This window comes from Candidatus Accumulibacter similis (genome assembly GCA_013347225.1).
In the GTDB taxonomy this organism is placed as follows: domain Bacteria; phylum Pseudomonadota; class Gammaproteobacteria; order Burkholderiales; family Rhodocyclaceae; genus Accumulibacter; species Accumulibacter similis.
On sequence record CP054595.1, the window covers coordinates 2677710 to 2699716 of the forward strand.

Sequence of the window (22007 nt, forward strand, 5' to 3'; positions counted from 1 at the left end):
ATGGCCGCGTTGAGCCTGCTCGCCCTGACCCTGTCCGTCGCCGCACAGGCCGATGAGGCACGCACCGCCCTCGCGCAACGCCTGCAGGAACGTTACCCGGCGACGCCGATCGAGCGCGTCCAGCCCTCGGAGATTCCCGGCCTGTACGAAGTGATGATCGGCCGCAATCCGGCCTACACCGACGCGACCGGCCGCTACTTCGTCTTCGGCCATCTCTTCGACCTGCAGACGCAGCGCGACCTGACCGCCGAGCGCCTGCAGGCACAGCAGCGCGTCGCCTTCGCCGAACTGCCGCTGTCGGATGCGATCAAGACGACTCGCGGCGCGGGCGAACGCGTGCTCGCCGTCTTCTCCGATCCCGACTGTCCGTACTGCCGCCGGCTCGAAGACGAACTGGCGAAGGTGGACAACCTCACCGTCTACACCTTCGCCTATCCGCTCGAGAGCCTGCATCCGCAGGCCCGCGACAAGGCGGTGGCGGTCTGGTGCGCCGCCGATCGCGCGCGCGCCTGGGCCGAGCTGATGCAGGCCGGCAAGGTCCCGCCGAAGCGCTCGTGCGCGCACCCGATCGAGCGCAACATCGCGCTCGCGCAGCGCCTGGGCATCCAGGGCACGCCGACGCTGCTCTCCGCCGACGGGCGCCTGCTGCCCGGTGCGGCGACGAGCGAGCGCATCGAGCAGTGGCTGGCGGAGCGCCGGCCATGAAGCGGGCCGCGCTCTGCGGTTCACTGCTGCTCGCCCTGGCCGGCTGCGCCAGCACGATGTCCGGCCTCGATGGTCCCGGCCGGTTCTCGTGCCAGGCGCCAGACGGCATCACCTGTGCCTCGCTCTCGGGGGTCTACGCCAACGCGCTGCAGAACCACCTGCCGGGTCAGGCGGGCCCGACCGACGCGGCGACGAACGTGCGCGGCGCCGCGCCGGTGCGTGCGCTGCCCCGCTCCGGTGACCCGGTGCGCAGCGCGCAGCAGGTCCGGCGCGTCTGGCTCGCGCCGTGGGAGGACGACGACGAGGTGCTACACGACCAGTCGTACCTCTATCTGGTCGTCGATCCCGGCCGCTGGCAGGTCGAGCACGCGCGGCGGCAGGCGGGGGAGCGCTACCGTCCGGTGCGGCCGCCCGCCGCCTTCGTCCCGGCGCTGCCCCAATCCGGCGAGCGTCCGGCGCTGCGCATGGAGCGGGGAACGCCGGCCCCCGGCGCGCAACCGCCGCCGTTGCCAGGCCGGGATCTGCTGCCGCCCGCCATCGAGGGCGAACCGTGAGCCTGTCGGATCGCTTCCGCGCGGCGTTCCTGCCGGAGCGATCGGCCGCCGCCGATCGTCTGCCGCGGCGGCTGTTGCGCGAGATCACCCGCCTGCCGCGGCTCACCGGGATCCTGCCGTACCTCGCCTGGATCGAGGACGCGCGACTCTTCGCGCTCGACCAGGGCGGCTTCGGCGAGCGGGCATCGCGCGCCATCGGCTTCTGCATCGAGGCCCAGCCGCAAACGGGCGCCAGCGAGGAAATGGAGAAGGTCCTCGCCAGCCTCTTCGTCTCCTGCCCGCCCGGCACCGGCATCCAGGTCAGCCTCTACGGCAGCCCGAACATCCTGCCGCTGCTGCGCGCGCAGGCCAATCTGCTGCCGGGTACGGTTCCGGCGGCGAGCGAGGGCTTCGACGAGCGCCGCCATCCCAACATCTTTCGCACGCTGGCGCGGCGGCGGATCGATCACTACCTCAAGGGGACCGGGCAGTCGCTCTTCAGCCACCAGACCTACCTGCTGCGCGACTATCGCCTGGTGATCTCGATCACGCTGCCGCTCGACCCGGAGCTGCCGGCCGACGTCGATGCCGCGCTGCGTCTGCGCGAGAGCGTGCATGCGACCCTGCAGTCCGCGCACCTGCCGGGCGAGGACTGGACGCCGGACGACCTCCTGGCCTTCGCCGGCGACTTCTTCGACCACTCGGCGCTGTTCAGCGGCCGTGGCCGGCGCCCGGTCGCGTGGAACGAGGCCCGCCCGCTGCGCGACCAGCTGGCCCATCGCGAGATCGCCGCACGCCTCGGCGACGCCGACATCCGCTTTCGGGAAGCCGGCGGCGACGAATCGGTGCTGCAGCTCTTCTCCGTGCGGCAATATCCGCGTTACTTCCGCCTCGCGGGGATGAACACGCTGATCGGCGACCCCTACCAGCTCGCCCTGTCGATGCCCTGCGCCTTCCTCATCACCATGGGGGCGATCGCCCTCGACTACGAGTCGGCGCGTGCCCGGGCGCAGATGAAGGCCACCCGTGCGACGCAGAGTGCGGCTTCGTACATGGCGCACTTCCAGCCCGACCTGCAGGAGCGCAAGCGCGACTGGGACATGGTCCTGAAGACCTTCGACAGCGGGCGCACGGTCGTCGGCATGGTCCACCAGATGTGCCTGCTGTCGCGGGTCGACGACGCGCCGCGCTGCGAGCATGCCGTGCGCGCGGTCTGGCGCGCCCGCGGCTTCGACCTCACCCGCGATTTCTACCTGCAGCACCAGGCGCTCGCGGCGGCCCTGCCGATGACCCTGACGCCGGCCCTGCAGGCCGACCTGCGCCAGTTCGGCCGGATCAGCACCAAGACCGCCGACAACGCGGTGATGATGTCGCCGCTGATCGCCGAGTGGAAGGGCACGCCGACGCCGGTGATGACCCTCTTCGGCCGCCGCGGGCAGATCCTCGGCTTCGACCTCTTCGACAACACCGGCGGCAACTTCAACTTTGCGGTGGCGGCGTTGTCGGGGTCGGGCAAGTCGGTGTTCGTGAACGAGCTGACCTATCGCTACCTCGGCGCCGGCGCCAAGGTCTGGATCCTCGACGTCGGCCGGTCGTACAAGAACCTCTGCGAGCTGCTCGACGGCGAGTTCATCGAGTGCTCCGACGAGCAGCGGAACACGCTGTGCCTCAACCCGTTCTCGATGATCATCGACATCCACGCCGACATGGAGATGGTTCTGCCGCTGCTCGCGCAGATGGCGAGCCCGCGCGAACCGCTCGACAACTACGCCTACACGGCGCTCGGCTCGGCGATCAAGCGCGTCTGGGATGCCCGCGGCCGCTCGGCGACGATCACCGACATCTACGAACTGCTGCAGACCGGCCGGCTGTCGAGCGACGGCGAGTACGAACGCGATCTCAGCCGCCTCGCCACCGCGCTCGAGCCCTACACCCGCCACGGCGTCTATGCGAGCTACTTCGAGGGTCCGGCGAACATCGAGTTCGACCGCGATCTCGTCGTCCTCGAACTCGAGGAGCTGAAGGCAAGAAAGGACCTGCAGTCGGTGGTGATGCAGCTGATCATGTACCGCATCACGCAGGAGATGTACCGCGACCGCTCGCGCCGCAAGCTGGTGATCATCGACGAGAGCTGGGACCTGATGGGCCGCGGTGCCAGCGGCCAGTTCATCGAGGCCGGCTATCGCCGGGCGCGCAAGTATGGCGGCGCCTTCGGCACCATCACCCAGTCCGTCGACGACTACTACCGCAACGAGGCCACCCGTGCGGCGATCGACAATGCCGACTGGCTCTTCCTGCTGCGCCAGAAGCCGGAGAACATCGAACGGCTGGGCAAGGAAGGGAAACTCGTCCTCGACGAATGGCTGAAGCGCCAGCTCGCCTCGGTCAGTACCGAGCACGGCCACTTCTCCGAGATCTACCTCCATTCGCCGGTCGGCTCGGGGCTTGGGCGACTCCTGCTTGATCCGTTCTCGATGCTGGTCTACTCGACCCGCGCCGAGGACTTCCAGGCGATCAAGCGCCTGCGCGAGCAAGGGCTCTCGGTTGCCGAAGCGATCGAGCAGCTGCTGGCCGAACGCGGGCAGGCCTGAGGACGACGAGCGATGAGCCCGCTGCGGATCCCGGCGTGGACCGTGCTGACGACGCTGCTCGCCGGCGCCGCTCTGGTGGCTGTGTGGCTGCAGGTTCGGCCCCTGGAGAGTCCACGTCTCGCCCGCGTCGACATCGGCAGCCTCGTCGCCCGGCAGCAGCAGGCGCTGGTGCAGCGGATCCAGCCGGGGATGACGGTGGACGAGCAGGGGAAACTGTTCGACGAAGCGAAGACCTTCGGCGTGCAACTCGACGCCGCGCTCGACCAGGTGGCGCAGGAGTGCCGCTGCGCGCTGCTCAACTCGGCGGCGCTGGTCAAGGCCTCTCCGGCCGGCGCGATTCCGGACCTGACGGCGCGGGTCGCCGAGCTCGTCGGGCCGCAGTCGCATCCGGCGGTGAAATGAGCGATGCGGATCCTGTTCCTGATCGTCCTCTCCTGCCTCGCCCCGGCCGCGTTGGCGACCGGCCGGCTCGAGTATCCGTCGGTCTGGGTCTGCGACGAGGATCGTTTCCAGTGGTATTGCGACCGGCCATCGGAGACGCCGCCGGACCCGCTGGCCGAGAAGCCGGCGCCGGCCAGCGAGGAAGACGAGGCCGTCGCGGCACTGAAGACGCTGCGCGAAGACCTCGAGCGCAAGCGCGCGCTCGCCATCGTCCAGCCGACGCCGGCGAATCTCCGGCGCTACATCGCCGCCCAGGAGGCGCTGATGGATCGCGCGGCGCTGTTCTCGGATGTCTGGCGGCGCGTCCTCTGGGCGCATCCGGAACTCAACTACCAGTTGCGCAACCCGGTGAACAACGCGGCGATCCAGGTCCGCGACGCGCAGCAGGCGGGCAAGGAACGTGCGGCGCTGGCCGGCCTCGGCCGCGACTGGGGGCTGTTCTTCTTCTTCCGCTCCGACTGTCCGTACTGCCACCGCCTGGCGCCGACCCTGAAGTGGCTGTCCGAACAGCTGGGGCTGACGGTCTTCCCGGTCTCGCTCGACGGCGGCGGGCTGGCGGAGTTTCCGCGGCCGGCGCGCGACAACGGCATGGCCGCGAGGCTGGGGCTGCGCAGCGTGCCACTGCTGGTGCTCGGCAACATCCACGATCGCCGGCTGCTGCCGATCGGCTCCGGCGTGCTCTCGGCGCAGGAGATCGTCGAGCGCATCTACCTCGTGACGCAGACGCGTCCGGGTGAACCGTACTGAGGGCCCCATGAATCCAGCACGCGCACGGATCCTCGCCATCACGCTGGCCCTCGCGACCGCGAGCACGTCGTTGCAGGCCAACGTCTCGCAATCGATGCAGGACTGGTTCAACGACATCGGCGCCTACGGCAACGTCACCGGCGCCGACGCCTACCGCGGCCAGACGATGAATTTCTATACCGGCGGCAGCCTCTACCTGCGCACCCCGGTGCGCAACTACCCACTGGCGAGCATCACGCCGCCGTCGTTCCGCGCCGGTTGCGGCGGCATCGACCTCTTCGCCGGCTCCTTCTCGTTCATCAACAAGCAGCAGTTCGTCGCGCTGCTGCGCAACATCGGCAACAACGCGATCGGCGCCGCCTTCAACCTGGCGCTCTGTTCGATGTCGCCCGACCTCTGCGACCTGCTGAAGTACCTGCAGGACCAGGTGGCGAAGATGAATCAGCTCAACGTCAATTCCTGCCAGGCGGCCGAAGGCATCGTTTCCGCTGCCGGTAGCCTGCTGACCGACCGGACGCAGGAGAAGGAAGGCAAGACCGCAGGCGCGAATCTCAACCTCTTCGGCGATGTCTTCGAGTCGTGGGACGAGTGGAAGAAGAACCGCAGTACGGCGCGCAGCATCCGCAGCGCGGCGGGCACCGCGTCGGCGGGCTACCGCGAGCTGTTCGAGCCGGGCAACATCGTCTGGCGGGCGCTGTCGCGGGTCGCCGGGGTGAGCGACGAGACGAAGGAACTGCTGATGAGCCTGACCGGCACGATCCTGGTCACGCCACCCGGCGAGCACGGCGACGAACAGGCGCGCTGGACCTATCTGCCCGGCGGCAAGCTCACCTTCCGGCAGTTCGTCGGCGATGGCGGTGCGGCGACGGTGCAGCTGCCGGGAGTGAAGTGCGGCAGCGATCCGGCCGAATGCCTGAGTCCGACCTTCTCGGACAGCGCCTTCACGGTGACCCCGTTCGCCCGCCAGGTGCGCACGCGCATCGCCGCGATGCGCGACAAGATCATCCAGCGCGACGCGGCCGGCCAGACGAATCTCGATACCGCGCTGATCGGCGCTTCGTCGCTGCCGGTCTGGAAGATGCTCGCGGTGTCGAGCAGCATCCCGGGCGGCGACCGGATCGCCGAAGACTACGCACAGCTGATCGCGGTGGATGTCGCCCACGCCTACTTCACGAACCTCGCGAAGACGCTGCGCCACGCGCTGCAGAACGAGACCGGCCGGAACGGCCAGGACGCAGTGGCGGCCGCCGGGCAGATCCTCGCCCGGCTGAACGAGATCGAGCAGGAGGCGCGCGACATGCTGCGCGCCGAGTACCAGAAGGGCATGCAGGTCGCCGAACTCTCGCGTTCGCTGCAGCTCCTGCACCAGAGCCTCAACGCCGGCCTGCCGACCAACCTCTTCCAGTCGATGATGGTCTTCAACCGCTAGGGCACACCCGGCGGGACACCAGCGACGAGCCAGCGACGAGCCAGCGACATGTACGAAGTCTATGCCTACTGGAACGTCGCCGAACTGGAGGCGATGTTCAACGCCGTCGCTTCGCTGATGGGCAGCGGCGATTACCGGGGTCTGCTGCGCACGATGGCGATCATCGGCATCGTGGTGGTCGTCATCGCGACGCTCACCGGGCGAGAACGCCTCGACGGCATGTGGAAGTGGCTGTTCTTCCTGGCCATCTTCCAGGCGCTGCTGCTGGTGCCGAAGGTGACGGTGCTGATCGTCGATCGCACCGGCAACGAGGCGCCGCGTGCGGTGGCGAACGTGCCGATCGGGCTCGGCGCCTTCGCGCACGCGATGAGCAAGGTGGGCGACTGGCTGACCGGCGCCTTCGAGACGGTCTTCTCGCTGCCCGACGACGTCAGGTTCCGCAAGAACGGCACCCTGTTCGGCCACCGGGTGCTCGCCGAGCGCCTGGCGGTGAAGAGCGGCAGTCCGGTGCTGACCAGCAACCTGCTCGAGTTCTATCGCGAGTGCGTCGCGCCGGATCTGGCGACTGGCTACATCCGCGTCAAGGAGGATCTCCTTGAAGTCAACGACATCTGGGCGCAGCTCGATGGCCGGACGAACCCGGCGCGGCTGGTTACCCTGCGCGATCCGGCCGACCCGTCGCAGCTCGACACCCTCGGCTGCCAGGCGGCCTACCAGCGACTGACCCGCCAGATCGCCGCCGAAGCGGGCCGGCAGGTGACCCTCATGGGGTCGCGCCTGTACCCGCGCATGACGCAGGCCGATGCCGGAATCGCCATTGCCGGGGCGCTGGCGACCTCGACCAACTACCTGCTCGGCGTCTCGGCGGCGGCGCAGGACGCGGTCAAGCAGGCGATCGTCGCCAACTTCATGATCGACGCGCAGTACCTGCTGCCGGCCCAGCTCGGCGACGCGGCGAGCGCGCAGACCAATCTCGGCATGGCGCAGTCGCTGCGTTCGACCAGCGACTCGTACAAGCTGATGGCGCGGATCGCCGAATCGACGATGCCGAAGGTGCGCAACGCGATCGAGATGGTGCAGTACGCGATCTTTCCGGTGTTCCTGCTCTTCGTGGTGATCAGCGGCCATCAGGCCGGCGCGGTGATCCGCGCCTACGCCGCGAGCCTCTTCTGGATCCAGCTGTGGGCACCGCTCTATGCGGTGATGAACTTCATCATCACGATGGTCTCGCGGAGCCAGTACAGCAGCGGCAGCGCCGGCAACGGGCTGTCGATCGAGCAGATGGGCTTCCTGCAGAGTGCGATCGTCAGCGATCAGGCGATCGCCGGCATGCTGGTGATCTCGATCCCGGCGATCGCCGCCGCCATCGTCCGCGGTGGCGAGGTCGGCCTGCAGGCGGTCGCGGGCCTGGTGGCGCCGCCGCGCGACCCGGAGAAGATCGCCAGCGGTCTCGCCCAGGGCAACCTGCAGATGGGCAACGCCTCGCTCAACAATGCAAGCCACGACACACTGAAGGGCCTAGCGGTCGATCTCAATCCGAGCCTGCGCCAGGGGATGACCAACCATCAGGCGCGCGGCGGTTTCGACTACAGCCATTTCTCCGGCGGCGGCTTTGTCGTGAAGCAGGCGAGCAGTGCGCTGCGCGCCAACCTCGCGCTCAACGACTCGCTGGGCGCGGCCGCCAAGGCGCACTACGAGCGATCGGAACAGGCCACCCGGCAGCGCTCCGCCGAGTACGCCGAGAGTGCGCTGGCGACGTTGCGGCAGGAAGCCGGCTTCGAGCACAGCCACAGCCAGGGCAGCAGCGACAGTACCGGCTACCGGCACGGCATGGGTTCGAGCCGGAGTCACGAGGCGAGCGACGCGCTGCGCCAGGTGGACCAGTGGGCGAAGCGGATCGGCGTCAGCGAGAAGGTGGCGATGGAGCTGATGATCGGCGCGTCAATGGGCATGAGCACGCCGAAGCTCCTCGAGATCGCCGGCCTGCGCGGCGGGGTCGAGATGTCGGCGAAGCTGCGGAACTCCGCCGACGCCGCCCGCTCGGTCGAGGAGATGGCGCAGGCGGCCAGCGAGTCGGGTTTCGGCAGGAAAGTGGGCACGGTGATCGACAATGGCTGGGAGCGGGGCCATCGGAGCAGCGACGAAGCCCGCACGGCCGGCAGCGAGGGAACCCGGGCCTCGTTCGACCGCGCCCGGCAATCCCGCGAAGCGTTCAGTGCATCGCTGCAGGAGAGCGAAGCGCATCGGCAGATGTGGGAGCAGTCGCGCAGCGGCCAGCTCGGCGCCAACCTGCAGTTGCAGGATCATTTCATCCAGGATTTCCTGCTGTCGAAGCTCGATTTCCATTACGAGCGGATGCAGGGGATTCTCGGTGACCCGTATCGCTTGCGGCCGTACCTCGACGAGTACACCGCCGGCAACTACGACCGGATGTTGGGCGAACTGGCCGGTGGCGTTCAGGGGGCCGAGGCGGTGCGAGCAAGGCATGCGGCTGATCGCAGCGGGGTGCCCGGCGCGGCTGCGGTTGGGAGCGCGGCGGGCGGCTATCTGGGCGAGGTGCAGGGGAGGGCGGGGCGCAGCGGTGTTTCGCCGCAGGGGCGCCCGAGTGACCAGACGATGCACACGGCGATGCGCGAGTTCTCGACGAATGCGCAGGAACTGCGGGACCGGCAGCAGGGTTCGGCAGAGGTTCATCGGGAGGAGTCGACGCCTGTTGGCTTTGGGAAGCTGAAGCCGGTGTCGCCGGTCGGCAAGGGTGCGGCAGTGGTCGAGGAGGTGGGCAACGCGGCGGGACGCGTCGCTGACGGGCTGACCGGCGAGCAGCCCGGGCAGTACGTTCGCGACACGCTGGCCGGGAAGAAGAGGCCGTGATGAGCCACGTGCTGTGGGGTTTGTTGCGGGGGCAGCTGCCCGTGGCGTCAGTACGGGTTCGGCTGCCGGGACCCCCCCGCGAGTTCAGGACACCGCCGCAAGCATGAGTCTGATGCGTTGCAGGCCGTCAGTGACGGATTCCGCGAGCCTGGCTGCCTCGGGATCATCGGGCGGGTTCTCGGCGGCCCATTCGCAGAACGCCGCCATCAGTGCAGCGCGCTCGACGGAGATGCGTGAATCGGCCAGGCCGGATTCGATGATGGGGATCAGGGCGCTCGCGGCACGCAGGCGGTTGAGCGCCGGGGTTGAGGGAGGAAGCGGTTGCGACATGCGCTCATTCTACCGAGGAGCGGGTCGGAGTACGGAGGAAGGCCCGGTGGATACGGGCTGCCGTCGGCGAGGCGCGACGGTCTGGCCGACCGCCTGGTGCAGGCGCGGGGCTTGTGGTCCAGGGGCACGCGGGCATTCATGCTGGCCGGACTGGGGGCACCTGCTCTCGCGGGCACGCAACCAGGTGGTTCCGGGAGAGGGGCTTCCTGGCGCGCTCAACAGGGGCTGGGCACTCTGGCACTGGGCACTGATCTACCGCTTCACAGCGTCGAGGCATTCGGCCAGGTGCTCCCGCAGAAAGTGCGTCTCGATTCGTCGTTCCGCACGGCAGACGACCTCCACTGCCTCGATGGCACACCGTCCGGCATCGATGCAGTCATGGGCGGTGAGGCGCTTCGCCCCTCGTCTGACGTGCTTGAGACGGTCGAAGTCATACGCATAGTGCAGGCGACGGACTGCGTCGCTGACGTGGCACAAGGCCAGCCTCGCCAGACAGGCGCCGAGATCCGGTACCGGGTCTCCATCCCCAAAGATCTGCGGCCAGTATTCGAAGAATGCCTCGATCGCCTCGAATTCGCGGGTGTTCTCCGGTTTCGGGAAATCCAGTTCCTCTATCCGGTCGAAGTGGATTCCCAGGACTTTGCCGTGCTCGTCGACCTCGAGGAAATCGTCCGGTCCTGCGGCGATGAGGCGCCCCACCTCGTCTTGCCGGGCCGCGGCGAAGTACTCGGCGATGAGGTCGTGAATCCGGTTCGCGAGATTGTGAATCTGGTCGCTGCTGCGCCCGTTCAGGATGTCGCGGGCCCGCCATGCCACGCGGAGCAGTTCGGGGAAGGGCCAGTACGGAACTTCGCCCGTCAGCGGATCAAGATGTTTGAATTTCCGGCAAGTGCGCATGATCGGTCTCCAGAAGGTTGTTTGGGTCAGCGAGTTCATCCGGTGTTCATGGTCGTCGAGGTGCCGCGGAAGATACAATGGCGACGCAGGGGCAGTTTGTTCACGGACCGGGAGCGTTTATTCCGGTCCGTGAACGTTGGCTCACGGGTGTGAACGAATCCTCACGCGAGGGGGCTGGCGGTCGCGGGCGGGGGCAGGAGCAGCGGGTGAGCCGCTTCTCAGTTTGAGCCGGATGCCGGCAGGGCGCTCAGGTCGCTGGCCGCCGTGGCTGACACGCGGTGGGGACTTGGTGGCCGCCGACATCCTGGAACAGACGGTCGGGAGGGCGAAAGCGACGCACCAGGCGGGCGAGGACGCGATGGCGCGGTCTTCGGTGAAGCAGGCGGGGCAGAAGGCGTTGTCGGTGTGTCAGGCGAGGCGGTGAGGGTAGATTCGCCGCACAGCAGTTGTCGCTTACAATCCTCGTTGAGATGCCTCCCCGAGCGCTTCAGGCTGGCGAGCTTCGTCTGTCGGCGCCAGGCTTGCGGAAGAAGGCATTGTCGGCGCTGCAAGCGCCTACCCTGTCAGCACGAAGGCATGGAATGCAACACACGACCTGGACCGACGAGGAAAAGAAGATCGCGAGACGCGTGGCCCACGCAGCTCTTCAACGCGAACTGGCGGAAGTCATGGCCGAGTTCAAGAGCCGGGCTGCTGATGCCGAGCACCCCGATGACATGTGGTCAGTCCTGGAATACCTTGCAGATGCCCGACAGCGGATCGACACGAAGTACGACTTTCGCTACTCAAGACTGCCCATCGTCCTCGGAACGCTCCTGTGCGAGAAGCGTATTGAGGCGGACGATCTCACCGGTCTGTCGGACGCAAAGCGGAGGTGTGTACGGGCAGTCGCCGCCCTGGGAGCAAGGGGCAATGCAGGGTGATGCGACGTAGCTTCTCCAGCGGGCTGGAACCTGCATCAGCGCGGAAAGGCTGTCCGGCGAGCACCCCACACAACCCAGCGCACAGGTGCGCCGCGAAGGGTTCAACCACAGGTCGCGCGTCATTGGCTAGCGGCAGAGCAAGTAGAATGCTCGGATGACTCGTTCGGAACTCATCACCCGGCTTGCTGCACAGTTTCCGCAACTCACCGCCAAGGATGCTGAACTCTCGGCCAAAGCCATCCTGGAGGGGATGAGCGAGTCGCTGGCGCGGGGAGGTCGGATCGAAATTCGTGGGTTCGGCACCTTCGCCCTGAACCACAGGCCAGCGCGCAGCGGACGCAATCCGAGCACCGGCGAGACCGTGTCGGTACCGGCGAAAAGGCTGCCGCACTTCACGCCGGGGAAGGAGCTACGAGAAAGGGTACAGGCGAGCAAGTGACTTACAAGATCGGCCGAAATGATCCCTGTCCCTGCGGCAGTGGCAAGAAATACAAGCAGTGCTGTGCAAACAGCGCCCAAGACGTCGTTGAAGCAGAAAGGCAAGGCCACGCAGGGGCCGCGGAGCGTGCCATCGACTGGCTGATGAACAAACATCGCAAGGCAGTGAGCATCGCCCTTGCCGAACTGCTCTTCGATGACTTGAGCCCCGCGGAAGAGGATGCTCTGAAGGCTCAAGACCAGGAGACCTGGAGCATCATCCACATCAACGTCATGGAATTGCTGCTGGCCGAAGGCGAAATTCTGGTGCAGGGTAAGCACAGGCGAGTATCCGAATACCTGCTCAGTCCAGGCGGGCCGCTCTTCACGGCCGATCAGCGCCGCTGGATCACGCAGTTGGGTGCGCGCCCGTTGCGCCTCTACGACGTGACGGACCTGGTTCCGGGCCAGCAACTGACGCTGTGCGATTCGCTCGACGCAGAAGCGCCGCCGATCATCGTCCGCGAGCGGTCGGGGGCTCAGGCCTCCCTGCTGGGCGTACAGATCGGCGTCCGGATCATGGAGGTCGACGGCCACTGCGAGTTGTCTGGCGCCATCTACGCGTTTTCGCATTTCACCGGACCGGTCGTTCAGGCGAGGATGCGACAGGCCATGGATCACTTCGAGGGCCAGGCGAGCGACCTGCCGCACCTGCTGAGCACCATTCTCCAACGCCAGTGGCTCGCACAGTTCTACGCTCCGATGCCCATGCCGGCTTTCCGGGACGCCTATTGCGGCGAACCCATGCTGCTGATCACGGATCATTACCGCGTGACGGACTGGCAGGAATTGACGCAGTCCTTGGCGGCGCAGAGCGACGTCGAAGGGGACCGCGAGACCGCCTGGAATCGCCTCATCGACTGCACGGATGGGGAGACACGCTCGGTGGCGACGGTCAATATCGACAAGAGTCCCGACAGGATCACGGTCTTCTACAAGACGCAGCGCCATGCCGACGAAGGTCGTCATTGGTTCGAGTCCGTTGCGGGCCATGCGGTTCGCTTCCTGTCTCGGGAGTTGTCCGATCCAGCGGGACTGCTGCGCAACATGCCGGCCGATCAACGGGCGAAGCGACCCGATGCCGACCTCGGCCTGTCACCGGAGGTGCTCGCCGAAATGATGGAAGAGACGCTTCGGCGGATGTACGCCAAGTGGCCAGACGAGCCCCTCCCGGCACTCGCTGGCAAGACCCCCAGGCAGGCCATCAACACGCCCGCGGGCCTGGAGCGGGTGGGGGGCCTGATCCGTCTGTATGAAGCGAGCGAGAAGCAGCAAGCCGCACAGCAGGGCCGACGTACGATTCCGTTCGACTTTCTCTGGCAGGCGCTGGGAATCTCGCGCCACGCTGGAAGCCAGTGAAGAGGATGAACGAAGAGCAAATCACCGCCGTTGCAGATATTCTGGCGAACTCGATCCCGCTGGGTGCCGCGGCACACGGTGTGCCCGATCTTGACGGATAGCAAGTCGAGGCAGCCAACATCCTTTTCGGGCGCAGGCTACGAGGCCAATCCGAGAGAGCGGACGCGTTCGTCGCCAGGGTTCTCAATGACACGTTTGATCTGGGCCTTGACGTGAAGACCTGCAGCCCGCATGCGAAGGAAATTGTGGCGATTCTCCAGGAGAAACGCTCCCGACCAGCTGACGGCAAGAGACTTGGCGTGGCGGCTTCCGGTGGCGGACTGCAGGACACCCGCGAAATCTCGGACAGCGTCACGGCCTGCCTGCGGGGAAGAGACGCTCCTTCAGCTTCGACCAGCGCCTTTCGACCTGCTTGCCCTTGACGGCCATGGCCAACGCCTTCTTCTGGCCGACGAGCACGACCAGCCTCTTGCCGCGCGTGATGCCCGTGTAGATCAGGTTGCGCTTGAGCATCATGTAGTGCTGGGTCGAGATCGGAATGACCACCACCGGGTATTCCGAGCCCTGTGACTTGTGGATCGTCGTCGCGTAGCAGAGCACCAGTTCGTCGAGTTCGCCGAACGGATAGGTGACCGCCCGGCCGTCGAAGGTCACGACCAGTTCCTCCTCGTCTCGATCCATGCCGGTGACGAAGCCGATGTCCCCGTTGAAGACATCCCGGTCATAGTTGTTCTCGATCTGCATCACCTTGTCGCCGACGCTGAAGCGGTTGCCGAACTTGTCGACACTGTGTTCGCCGGGCGGATTGAGCGCCTCCTGCAGTGCGTGATTGATGCCGCGGGCGCCGGTGATTCCCCGGTTCATCGGGCAAAGCACCTGGATGTCACGAACCGGATCGACATGGAACTTGCGTGGCAGGCGCGTCTTTACCAGATCGACCACGGTCTGCGCGATCACGTCCGGTTCCTCGGCGGCGACGAGGTAGAAGTCCGAGTCTTCCCCCTTCTCCGGCAGGCTGGGAAAGATTCCCCGGTTGATCTGGTGGGCACTGCGCACGATGCGCGAGGTGGCCGCCTGCCGAAACACTTCGGTCAGCCGAATGACGGGCACCGCACCCGAGTCGATGAGATCGGCGAGAAATTGACCGGGACCGACCGAGGGCAGTTGATCGACGTCGCCGACGAGGATCATCGCCGTAGCAGTCGCGACCGCCTTGAGAAGCTGGTTCGCCAGCGGCACGTCGATCATGGAGCATTCGTCGGCAACCAGCAGATCGCATTCGAGGGGATCGTCCGCGTCGCGTTTGAACTGGCCATTGAGCGGATTGACTTCCAGCAAGCGATGGATGGTCCTGGCTTCGAGACCAGTCGATTCGGAGAGACGTTTGGCCGCCCGTCCAGTGGGCGCACACAGCAGCGGTTTGACGCCCTTGGCCGTCATGATGGTGAGGATGGAATTGACCAGAGTCGTCTTGCCCACCCCAGGGCCACCAGTAATCACCAAGATCTTTGAAGACAGCGCGAGACGGATGGCTTCCTTCTGGCTGTCGGCCAACTGAATCGAGAGCTTCTGCTCGACCCAGGGAATCGCCTTGTCGGCATCGAAGGCCGGCAGGGTCCGTCGCCCGGTCTTGAGGCGCCGCACTTGAGCGGCAATCGACTGCTCGGCGTAATAAAGGGGTGCCAAGAACACGCAAGGCTGAGCTTCGACGGTGTCGGGGAACAACACCTCGCCAGCGATTTCCTGGGCGATGGCGGTTTCGATGATGGCCTCCGGAATGTCGAGCAGCTTCACCGCCAGGGGCACCAGTTCGGCATACGGTAGACCGCAGTGACCCTGCGCCGATGCTTCGGTGAGGGCATACGAGATGCCGGCCTGGGCGCGCAGGGGAGAATCCTTGGCAATGCCGATCTTCTGCGCGATCGTGTCGGCAGAGATGAAGCCGATGCCGCGAATGTCCTGCGCCAGCCGGTAGGGATTCTCGCGAACGATGTCGATGGCGTCCTGGCCGTAGGTCTTGAAGATGCGCACGGCGCGGGACGTCGAAACGCCATGTGCGTGCAGGAAGACCATGATGCTGCGAATGACCTTCTGGTCGGCCCAGCCGGAGGTGATCCTTCTGGCGCGGACTTCTCCGATCCCCGGAATCTCACGGAGGCGTTCGGGCGCTTGCTCGATGACGTCAAACACCGCCGCGCCGAACGACTTGACGAGTTTGCCCGCGTAGACCGGGCCGATGCCCTTGACCATGCCCGACCCAAGGTACCGTTCGATCCCGGTCAGCGTGGTCGGCGGGGAGATCCGGACGAACACGGCGCGAAACTGCCGGCCATGTTCGCGATCGGTGACCCAGTGCCCAGAGGCAGAGGCGTATTCGCCGGGGGAAACGATCGGGGTATGGCCGACCAGGGTGATCAGTTCGCGCTCACCCTTCACCTTCAGGCGGAGGACGCAAAAGCCGTTCTGCTCGTTGTGGAAGGTGACACGCTCAACGAGGCCGGCAAGGCGCTCGAGTTCTGCAGCGGGGGCGTCAGACATGGAGGACCGCGGTCAGGCTGCCGCACGCCTCCTCTTGCTATCGGTAGTACTCATCCTTTCGATCCGCTCCACCGCCGCATTCCCGAACATGTCGATGATACCCTTGGCGACTTCCTCGCATACATTCTCGGGTACACCCAGCATCTGGCGCAGTCACCAAATCTGAATGTCGATGGGCGAGCGGACGCGGCTCGCTCGTAATTTCGGATTCAGCTGATCACTTTTCTGGTTCCTCCGTGTGCGGCGCTGATGCCCAGCGCACGCCAACAGTGTCTTTCGTCTCGCTGGCTGCCTGCACACGGTTGAACAGGTCCGGCCGATACCCAGCCAGAGCTGTCGCGCCGCACTGAGCTATACTGGTCGATTAACTATATGATTGGTATGGTATTTGACTTCTCGCTGTTCCCATTCGCGGGCAGGTAGGCAGATTGGGCGGGCCATAGCCATGTGGAACGTCATCAGAAGAACCGCGACGTCCATGCGTGCCCGGCAAGGAGCCGCGATGCGCCTGACATCGGTGCTATTATAACGATGGTTATAACCTCCCGGGAGTCTTCGATGACCACACTCAAGCTGACCCAGATCGGCAACTCGCTTGGCGTCATCCTGCCCAAGGAAGTTCTCGCGCGGCTGAAGCTCCAGAAGGGCGATGCGGTGTTCGTCACCGATGCCGCGAATGGGGTCATGCTGACGCCGTACGACCCCGATCTTGACCAGCAACTCGAGATCGGGCGCGAGTTCATGCGCGAGTACCGAGACACGTTTCACCAGCTTGCCAAGTGAGCTGGCGCTGGATCGACCGGCGTGCGATCGAACTGTTGCACGACGAGAGCCTGGCCGAGCATGGCGGTGATAGCGGGCTGCGTGACGAAGGCTTGCTCGAATCTGCACTCGCGCGGCCACTGAACCTGGCTATCTATGGGCAAGCAGACGTGGCCGATCTGGCGGCGGCCTATGGCGTCGGTCTGGCGAAAAACCACCCCTTCGTCGACGGCAACAAACGGGTGGCTTTCCTGGCGGTTGGCCTGTTTCTGGCACTCAATGGCTGGCGTCTGGTCGCGAACCCGGCAGATGCGACGCTGACCATGCTGGCCGTTGCGGCCGGTGAGATCGACGAAGCGACGTTCGCGCGCTGGTTGCGCGATCACAGCGGCGCGCGCCAGGGTTGACCGCGTTTTGCGCGGTACGGCGATGCGACCAGACGACGAGGAAGACGAGCCTGGACCCTCGATCGTCCAGATGGATTCTGGGAAAAGTGGTCTGACGCGCCTTCCCCTGCTGCCAATTCGCCGACGGCAAACGCTCACGACACGGGCTACCAGTTCGTCTTTTCCCGTCCGGAACTGGTGCGCAAGCTGATTCTCGGGTTCGTGTCGGACGAATGGCTGCAGGGGCTCGACTGCGGCACGCTGGCGAGAGTACCCGGCAGCTACGTCACCGAAGCCTTCCGCAGCCGTTCTGACGACATCGTCTGGCGGGTGCGGGTCAGCCGTGACCGATGTCTGCGAACTGATCCCGCCGGTTCCGGGGCTGGTCGAGCAGTTCAGGCCGCGGATGAAGCAGCTGCTGATCGACGAGAACGCGTATGGCGAGCAGGAACTCGCCTCGCTGCGCAATGTCGTGGCAGCGGTTTTCCGGATCGAACATCCGGCCTCACCGCAGGCGATCGGCGGCCTGCTGGCCGATTGGCTGGCCGACCGGCCGGACCTGCGCTGGATGTTCGCCCTCTGGATCCGGGCGACGTTGATGCGCAGAGCGGAATACCGTATCGTCTTGCCTCAGATCGATGATCTACAGGAGCTCAACGTCATGTTGGCCGAACGACTCGAAGAATGGGAGCATGCCTACAAAGCCGAGGGTGAAGCGCTGGCGCTGCAGAAGCTGTTGCGAAGGCGCTTCGGTTCGATCCCCGCGGAGGTTCTGCAGGAGATCTCGGGCGCCTCCGTCGAGCAGATCGACATCTGGCTCGATCAGGTCGTCGATGCCGGGAGCCTGGAGGAGATCTTCGGACCGACCACGCCCTGAAGATGCGGGCGCTTTGCGCTCACGCCTGCTTCGAGCAGCATTCGATCAAGGTTCACGGCCATTCACGCTTGCCGTAGAACCCCGGCGACCACGTTCCACGTCGGGCTGACGCGCGGAGATGTGAGCACCCCCCAACACCGCTGACGCGAAATTGGATTACTGTCACCGAAACCAGGCGAGACCGTAACCAGGCGGGCAGCTGGACGGGCTGCCCCGGTGCGGTCGTTTCCTTTCCGTTGGTGATGAGTCTGGTGATCCTTCTTCTGCGGCGGGAATCCCTGTCGGCAGTGGAGCCGTATCGGTTCCTCTTCCAAGCGTGGCGACCGGGCCGACAATCCTTAGGCTCGCTGCCGCCAAAGGTCCACGCTCCCTGTGCAACCGGAGGCGAACTCCACAGGCAGCCATTGTGTCCGGACCTGCGGGCCCGCGCGCCCGCCTTGCCCGCAACGCCCTCGAATGCTATCTTTCTTCGCGTTCATCCGGCGCTTCTATCGTGACGCGCCGATGTGGGCGCAGCCACAAGAGCGAGAATCGCATGCTGGTCAGGGGGAGATCACCAGATTCGGCGAAGTTCGGCCGCCCGCGGCTGGCACGCGTTCATCCTCGCGAACGCCTCTTCCTGCTTCTGGACGAATGCCTGGAGCAGGGCGCCGTATGGGTCAGCGGTCCCCCAGGAGCCGGCAAGACGGCGCTCGTGGCCAGCTACCTCGACGCGCGCGAGCTGCCAGCGCTCTGGTATCACACCGACAGCGGCGACCGCGATCCGGTGCTCTGCTGTCATTGCTTCGAGGCCGCAGTAAGCGGGATCGCGGCGTCGCCTGGCGGCGACCGACTACCCTTGAACCCGGCACAGACCACTGACCTGAGGTCGTTCATCGGTCAATTCCTCGCCAGCTTCTACGATGGAATCGGCGTGCCGAACACCATCGTCCTCGACGATTGTCAGGAAGCACTGGTTGCACCCGAGTTTCGCGAGCTGTTGGCCACCGCCGTTCGCATGGCTCCCAGCGGCATCAGCTGGATCATCGTCAGCCGGACCCAGCCTCCCGCCGACTTCACAGGCCTGCGTGCCAAGGACCGCCTCGCCGTCCTCGGGCCCGATCAACTCCTGTTGAGCGAAGACGAATCAATCGCGCTGCAGCAACTCAGCACTGCCGGCGGCGGCCGGCGGAGCCTCGACCACATGCGCCAGGCGCACCGGTTGACCTGTGGTTGGCCGGCGGGGTTGAAGCTCCTGTCGCAGGTCGAGGACCTCGCTTTGCTGGACGTGCCCGACACCGTTCGCGCCAGCCACAGCGCGCTGTTCCAGTACCTCGCGACGGAGATCTTCGATCGCCAGTCGCCGAATGTTCGCGGCTTTCTGCTGCGCGTCGCCTACCTTCCCAGAATGGCTCCAGCAATGGCCGACCAGCTTGCCGGGAGCAGCGATGCCTCGCGCATTCTGGCAACCATGCACAGCGACAACCTGCTCACCACCCTGCACGCAGTTGGTGGAGAGATGCAGTACGAGTTCCATCCCTTGCTGCGGCAATTCCTGCTCGTCCGCGCCCGGATTGATCTGCCGCCTGACGAACGCCGGCGGATCGAGCTGCTGGCCGCTTCCGTGCTGGCGGCACAGGGCGAGCTCGACGCGGCCGCCAGCACGCTGATCGGCGGCGCCCACTGGCCAGAACTGGAGTCGCTGATCGTCGGGCAGGCGCAGCCGCTGATCAAACGCGGCTGGCAACGCACCCTCTCCGCCTGGCTCGATGCCCTTCCCGCCGGCCATCTGGCGAGCAATCCCTGGCTACAGTACTGGCGTGGCAGCGCGTGGTTGCCGTTCGATCCGCCCGCAGCACAGACCTGCTTCGAAGACGCCTACCGCCTGTTCCGCGCGTGCAGGTCGCGCGATGGGTCGTGTCTCGCCTGGTCGGCGGTCGTCGACCTGATCTGTCTCGAGTGGTCCGATTTCAGCCAGCTCGATCGCTGGCTCGATGAAGCCGACTCGCTGCAGCAGGAGTTCGGCGCACCGACTGGTGAACTCGTCGGCCGCTGCACGTCCAGCATGTTCGGGGCGTTGCTGTTTCGCCGGCCACAGGATCCGGCAATCCACGTCTGGGCCGAGCGACTGCTGGCCGTGATCGACAACTGCCCTGATCCCCAGGTTCGCATCCTGCTCGCCTGCAACCTGCAGCTCCACTACACGGTGGGCGTCGGCGACAATGCGCTGCTCGACCGCCTGACCGCAGCAATCGAGCCACCACCGGGCAGCGTACTCGCTCCCTTTGTGGAGGCGCTGCTCTGGGCCGAGCGCTCGATGCATCACTGGAGTCGGGGCGAAATGAAGGAGGGTGCCGCCGCCGCCGACACGGGCAGCCGGCTGGCGCGCCAGCACGGTGTGCGGATGTGGGACTTTCTCCTCGGCGCACTGCAGACCTACGCCTACCTGAATCAGGGCGACGCGGCGGCCGGTCGCCTGGCGCTCGCGCGGCTGGCCAAGTGTCTCGACCCGAGACGCCGGATCGATGTCGGCCATCATCACTACCTCGCCTGTCTCTCCGCGCTGCTCGCCGACGACGGTGCACAGGCCGTCAGGCACGGCCACACAACCAATGCCATTGCCACCCAGTATGGCGGCCCGCAACAGCATGCCCTCGGCAGACTGCTCTACGCGCAGGCGCTGCATGCCGCCGGCCGAACCGTGGAAGCGTGGCCGCTGCTGGCAGAAGGACGCGAGATCGGCGTCGCGATGCGCAGCGGCATCCTGTGTTTTCAGGCGGACCTCTGCGAAGCGCTGCTGGCTCTCGACTCCGGCGACGACGAAGGCGGCGTCAGGGCACTGCGCAGCGCCTTCAGTATCGGTGCCGCGCACGGCTACCTCAACCACAACAGCTTCCGCCCATCCGTCATGGCACGCCTCTGTGCCGTCGCGCTTGCGCGTCAGATCGAGCCCGACTACGTGCGCTGCCTGATCCGCCGGCGTGGCCTCAGGGCGCCCGGCGTCGGCCTCGATTGCTGGCCGTGGCCGGTACGGATCTACACCCTTGGCCGCTTGAGCATCGTCGTCGACGGGCGGGCGGTGGTCCCGTCCGGCCAGCAGCACAAACCCGTCGATCTGCTGCAGGCGATCGTCGCGCTCGGAGGCCGACACATCGCCATCAGCAGGCTGATCGACAGCCTGTGGTCCGACGCCGAGAGTCGCGGTGGTCGGGGAGCCTTCGACGCCAGTCTCTTGCGTTTGCGGCGTCTGCTCGGCCACGACGATGCCATCCTGACCGATGGCGGTCGGGTCAGCCTCAACGAAACGCTTTGCTGGGTAGACCTGTGGTCTTTCGAGCGGCTGCTGAACAGGACCGAGGAGGCACTCGCCCGCCACGTGCCGATTGAACCCGACGAGTTGGAAAGGACGAGCGACAGCCTGCTCGCACTCTACCGCGGCGACTTCCTCGAACGCGAGTCTGCGCACGCGTGGCTGCTGCCCCGACGAGAGCGTTCGCGGCAGCGCGTCGTCGAAGCGCTCGCCGAAATCGCACACCAGCTCGAGACAGGCGCCCGCTGGCGCGAGGCCATTCGGCTCTACCGGCGCATCATCGAGATCGATCCCCTGGCGGAAGCGTGTTATCGGCGCCTGATGGTGTCGCTGCAACGGACGGGTGAAACCGCCGAGGCGCTGCGCGTCCATGCACGCTGCCGGGAGGTCCTGCACTCGACGCTCGGCGCAACGCCATCGCGCGAGACGGAAGCGGTCTTCGACATGCTGCGCCACGGTGGGCCGGCGAATCCACCGGCCAGCGGGTGATCGGCGGAGCGGGCTTCCGTTGGCTGGCCCGAGTTCTGCCGGTGGCTTGCAGAGCGGGCTCTTTGCAGCGAGGCCGCGGCCTGTAGGCAATCTGTAAGAAGACCCGTGCTAGGTTGCGAGCGTTTGTGCGTGTTCTCGCGGGGGACGGCTTCCGAATGAGGGGAGGGGTCGTGTTCATGTGGTCGGCAAAACGGGTGCATGTCGTCGAAACGACCGTTGCGTGTCGTTGCGGGCCACGCTCGCCGATCGCTGGCGCGCGAACCTCCTCCAGCAGCCCGTTCACTGTGGTTCAAGTCGTTGCGCGACATCCCGCGGCCGGTGGCAGAGCCGGCCGCCCGGCGTCGTCGTTGGAAAGGAACTGTC

The 22007-nt window shown here is 66.2% G+C and carries 17 protein-coding genes; 14 read left to right on the plus strand and 3 right to left on the minus strand.

Annotated features, from left to right (window positions below; translation table 11 throughout):
- Genes HT579_12140 through HT579_12170 form a run of 7 tightly spaced genes read left to right on the plus strand, consistent with a single transcriptional unit; the run spans position 1 to position 9317 of the window.
- Positions 1-705 (plus strand): DsbC family protein, encoded by a 705-nt coding sequence (locus HT579_12140; GenBank protein ID QKS31628.1) that lies wholly within the window; start codon positions 1-3, stop codon positions 703-705.
- Positions 702-1259, plus strand: a complete 558-nt coding sequence (locus HT579_12145; GenBank protein QKS29590.1) for a TraV family lipoprotein — start codon at positions 702-704, stop codon at positions 1257-1259. The genes HT579_12140 and HT579_12145 overlap by 4 nt, the downstream gene beginning before the upstream one ends.
- A complete protein-coding gene (gene traC / locus HT579_12150) occupies positions 1256-3829 on the plus strand; it encodes a type IV secretion system protein TraC (GenBank protein ID QKS29591.1) in 2574 nt (857 codons plus the stop codon). Before HT579_12145 ends, traC begins: the two co-directional genes overlap by 4 nt.
- Positions 3830-3841: 12 nt before the next feature.
- Positions 3842-4231, plus strand: a complete 390-nt coding sequence (locus HT579_12155) for a hypothetical protein (GenBank protein ID QKS29592.1) — start codon at positions 3842-3844, stop codon at positions 4229-4231.
- Between the two features lie 3 nt (positions 4232-4234).
- Positions 4235-5017 (plus strand): conjugal transfer protein TraF, encoded by a 783-nt coding sequence (locus HT579_12160; protein QKS29593.1) that lies wholly within the window; start codon positions 4235-4237, stop codon positions 5015-5017.
- A gap of 7 nt (positions 5018-5024) precedes the next feature.
- Positions 5025-6446, plus strand: a complete 1422-nt coding sequence (locus HT579_12165) for a conjugal transfer protein TraH (GenBank protein QKS29594.1) — start codon at positions 5025-5027, stop codon at positions 6444-6446.
- A 48-nt stretch (positions 6447-6494) separates the two neighbouring features.
- Positions 6495-9317 carry a conjugal transfer protein TraG N-terminal domain-containing protein gene (locus tag HT579_12170; GenBank protein ID QKS29595.1) on the plus strand — a complete coding sequence of 941 codons (2823 nt, stop codon included), beginning with the start codon at positions 6495-6497 and terminating at the stop codon, positions 9315-9317.
- An 84-nt stretch (positions 9318-9401) separates the two neighbouring features.
- Here the strand turns inward: HT579_12170 and HT579_12175 are convergent, their stop codons facing one another.
- The gene (locus tag HT579_12175; protein ID QKS29596.1) at positions 9402-9647 is read right to left on the minus strand and encodes a hypothetical protein; all 246 of its coding nucleotides are present in this window, start codon (positions 9645-9647) and stop codon (positions 9402-9404) included.
- Between the two features lie 252 nt (positions 9648-9899).
- Positions 9900-10544: a hypothetical protein gene (locus HT579_12180; protein ID QKS29597.1), complete on the minus strand. Its 645-nt coding sequence runs from the start codon at positions 10542-10544 to the stop codon at positions 9900-9902.
- A 581-nt stretch (positions 10545-11125) separates the two neighbouring features.
- Here HT579_12180 and HT579_12185 point away from each other — a divergent pair.
- The 3 genes from HT579_12185 to HT579_12195 all read left to right on the plus strand — a co-directional run bounded on the left by HT579_12185 (position 11126) and on the right by HT579_12195 (position 13303).
- Complete coding sequence (locus HT579_12185) at positions 11126-11467, plus strand: hypothetical protein (GenBank protein ID QKS29598.1); 342 nt, start codon at positions 11126-11128, stop codon at positions 11465-11467.
- 154 nt (positions 11468-11621) lie between these two features.
- Complete coding sequence (locus HT579_12190) at positions 11622-11906, plus strand: integration host factor subunit beta (GenBank protein ID QKS29599.1); 285 nt, start codon at positions 11622-11624, stop codon at positions 11904-11906.
- The gene (locus HT579_12195; protein QKS29600.1) at positions 11903-13303 is read left to right on the plus strand and encodes an SEC-C domain-containing protein; all 1401 of its coding nucleotides are present in this window, start codon (positions 11903-11905) and stop codon (positions 13301-13303) included. Before HT579_12190 ends, HT579_12195 begins: the two co-directional genes overlap by 4 nt.
- A 351-nt stretch (positions 13304-13654) precedes the next feature.
- On the opposite strand, the gene HT579_12200 is transcribed toward HT579_12195, so the two are convergent.
- Positions 13655-15841, minus strand: coding sequence for an ATP-dependent RecD-like DNA helicase (locus tag HT579_12200; GenBank protein QKS29601.1), 2187 nt, complete (start codon positions 15839-15841; stop codon positions 13655-13657).
- A gap of 558 nt (positions 15842-16399) precedes the next feature.
- On the opposite strand from HT579_12200, the gene HT579_12205 reads away from it, so the two are divergent.
- The 4 genes from HT579_12205 to HT579_12220 all read left to right on the plus strand — a co-directional run bounded on the left by HT579_12205 (position 16400) and on the right by HT579_12220 (position 21644).
- Complete coding sequence (locus HT579_12205) at positions 16400-16624, plus strand: AbrB/MazE/SpoVT family DNA-binding domain-containing protein (protein QKS29602.1); 225 nt, start codon at positions 16400-16402, stop codon at positions 16622-16624.
- Complete coding sequence (locus tag HT579_12210; GenBank protein ID QKS29603.1) at positions 16621-17010, plus strand: type II toxin-antitoxin system death-on-curing family toxin; 390 nt, start codon at positions 16621-16623, stop codon at positions 17008-17010. Before HT579_12205 ends, HT579_12210 begins: the two co-directional genes overlap by 4 nt.
- 174 nt (positions 17011-17184) lie before the next feature.
- A complete protein-coding gene (locus tag HT579_12215) occupies positions 17185-17631 on the plus strand; it encodes a hypothetical protein (GenBank protein QKS31629.1) in 447 nt (148 codons plus the stop codon).
- Between the two features lie 770 nt (positions 17632-18401).
- Entirely contained in the window at positions 18402-21644 is a 3243-nt protein-coding gene (locus HT579_12220) for a hypothetical protein (GenBank protein ID QKS29604.1), read from the plus strand.
- Positions 21645-22007: the final 363 nt, after the last annotated feature.

Bases quoted from the DNA above. Each gene is read 5' to 3' on its own strand.
- HT579_12155 (QKS29592.1), top strand. From the start codon at position 3,842: ATGAGCCCGCTGCGGATCCCGGCGTGGACCGTGCTGACGACGCTGCTC.
- HT579_12185 (QKS29598.1), top strand. From the start codon at position 11,126: ATGCAACACACGACCTGGACCGACGAGGAAAAGAAGATCGCGAGACGC.
- HT579_12175 (QKS29596.1), bottom strand. From the start codon at position 9,647: ATGTCGCAACCGCTTCCTCCCTCAACCCCGGCGCTCAACCGCCTGCGT.
- HT579_12170 (QKS29595.1), top strand. From the start codon at position 6,495: ATGTACGAAGTCTATGCCTACTGGAACGTCGCCGAACTGGAGGCGATG.
- HT579_12190 (QKS29599.1), top strand. From the start codon at position 11,622: ATGACTCGTTCGGAACTCATCACCCGGCTTGCTGCACAGTTTCCGCAA.
- HT579_12140 (QKS31628.1), top strand. From the start codon at position 1: ATGGCCGCGTTGAGCCTGCTCGCCCTGACCCTGTCCGTCGCCGCACAG.
- HT579_12160 (QKS29593.1), top strand. From the start codon at position 4,235: ATGCGGATCCTGTTCCTGATCGTCCTCTCCTGCCTCGCCCCGGCCGCG.
- HT579_12205 (QKS29602.1), top strand. From the start codon at position 16,400: ATGACCACACTCAAGCTGACCCAGATCGGCAACTCGCTTGGCGTCATC.
- HT579_12145 (QKS29590.1), top strand. From the start codon at position 702: ATGAAGCGGGCCGCGCTCTGCGGTTCACTGCTGCTCGCCCTGGCCGGC.
- HT579_12180 (QKS29597.1), bottom strand. From the start codon at position 10,544: ATGCGCACTTGCCGGAAATTCAAACATCTTGATCCGCTGACGGGCGAA.
- HT579_12220 (QKS29604.1), top strand. From the start codon at position 18,402: ATGCTGGTCAGGGGGAGATCACCAGATTCGGCGAAGTTCGGCCGCCCG.
- HT579_12200 (QKS29601.1), bottom strand. From the start codon at position 15,841: ATGTCTGACGCCCCCGCTGCAGAACTCGAGCGCCTTGCCGGCCTCGTT.
- HT579_12165 (QKS29594.1), top strand. From the start codon at position 5,025: ATGAATCCAGCACGCGCACGGATCCTCGCCATCACGCTGGCCCTCGCG.